1 protein-coding gene is annotated in these 1,129 nt (G+C 60.9%); it reads right to left on the bottom strand.

All coding sequences use genetic code 11. The features are described 5' to 3' along the window. Window positions 1-16: 16 nt before the first annotated feature. Window positions 17-1,075: an IS630 family transposase gene (locus A5766_RS00830; RefSeq protein WP_082965408.1), complete on the bottom strand. Its 1,059-nt coding sequence runs from the start codon at window positions 1,073-1,075 to the stop codon at window positions 17-19. Window positions 1,076-1,129: the final 54 nt, after the last annotated feature.

The raw sequence follows: 1,129 nt of genomic DNA, 5'->3' as shown, positions 1-1,129 counted from the left end.
CTAGTGTCTCGTTTCGTTAATACGTTTTGGGTTGAGCTTTCTTCAGGATTTCGTCTGCGGTTTTTGTCCATACGAAGGGGTGTTTGCGGTCGTTCCAGCCGTTGATGAAGGCTCGGATCTTGGCGTTGAGGTCGGTGACTGAGGTGAATACGCCACGCCGGATTGCTTGGCGGTCGATGATGCCGAACCAGACCTCGACGAGGTTGAGCCACGACCCTGAGGTCGGGGTGAAGTGGACGTGGATGTTGGGGTGCGCGGTGAGCCACGCGGTGACTTCGGCCTTCTTATGGGTGGCGTAGTTGTCCATCACCAGGTGCAGTTCCTGGTCGCCGTAGGCGCGGTCGATCTGCCGCAGGAACGACAAGAACTCTTGGTGGCGGTGGCGCGGCTTGACGGCTGCGGTCACCTGCCCAGTCGCGATCTCCAAGGCGGCGAACAGTGTGGTGGTGCCGTGTCGTTTGTAGTCGTGGGTTCGGCGTTCGATCTGCCCTGGCTGCATCGGCAGCATCGGCGCCGTGCGGTCCAAGGCCTGGATTTGCGACTTTTCGTCCACGCACAACACGATTGCGTTCTCCGGCGGTTCCAGGTACAGGCCGACGACATCGGTGACCTTGGCGACCAGTTCTGGATCGGTGGAGAATTTGAACGTCCCCGACCGCCACGGCTGTACCCCGTACTCACGCCAGGCCCGCGCGACCGTCGCGTTCCCGATCCCGAGGTGACTGGCTAGCAGACGCGACGACCAGTGGGTCACTCCGTACTTCTTGGGTGGTGACTTCAACGTCGCAGCGACAACAGCTGCATGATCAAGATGCCTTGGGCGACCACACCGTTCGGCATCAAGTAACCCGTCGAGGCCGTCATGGAGATATCGGGAGCGCCACTTGAGCACGGTCGGCACCGACGTCCCGACGACCTCGCTGATCCGCGAATTGGCCATCCCTTCAGCAGCAAGGGCCACGATCCGCGCCCGACGTGCCAGTCCCGCAGGCGTCGACGTCGACCTGAGTAGTCGATCGAGTTCGGCAGCATCGCCATCACGCAGGCCCAGAGCGGGAGCCGGAGAATTCGCCATAGCCGAGTATCTCAAACCCCCAACCATTAACTAACTAACGACACGAGATACTAG

Origin of the sequence: Gordonia sp. 852002-51296_SCH5728562-b (assembly GCF_001665475.1) — a bacterium.
Taxonomy (GTDB): domain Bacteria; phylum Actinomycetota; class Actinomycetes; order Mycobacteriales; family Mycobacteriaceae; genus Gordonia; species Gordonia sputi.
The sequence above is the reverse complement of the archived record's forward strand: the minus strand, read 5'-3'. Positions and strand labels throughout refer to the sequence as shown.

Coding starts and splice junctions, on each gene's coding strand:
- A5766_RS00830 (WP_082965408.1), bottom strand. CDS start 1,075: ATGGCGAATTCTCCGGCTCCCGCTCTGGGCCTGCGTGATGGCGATGCT.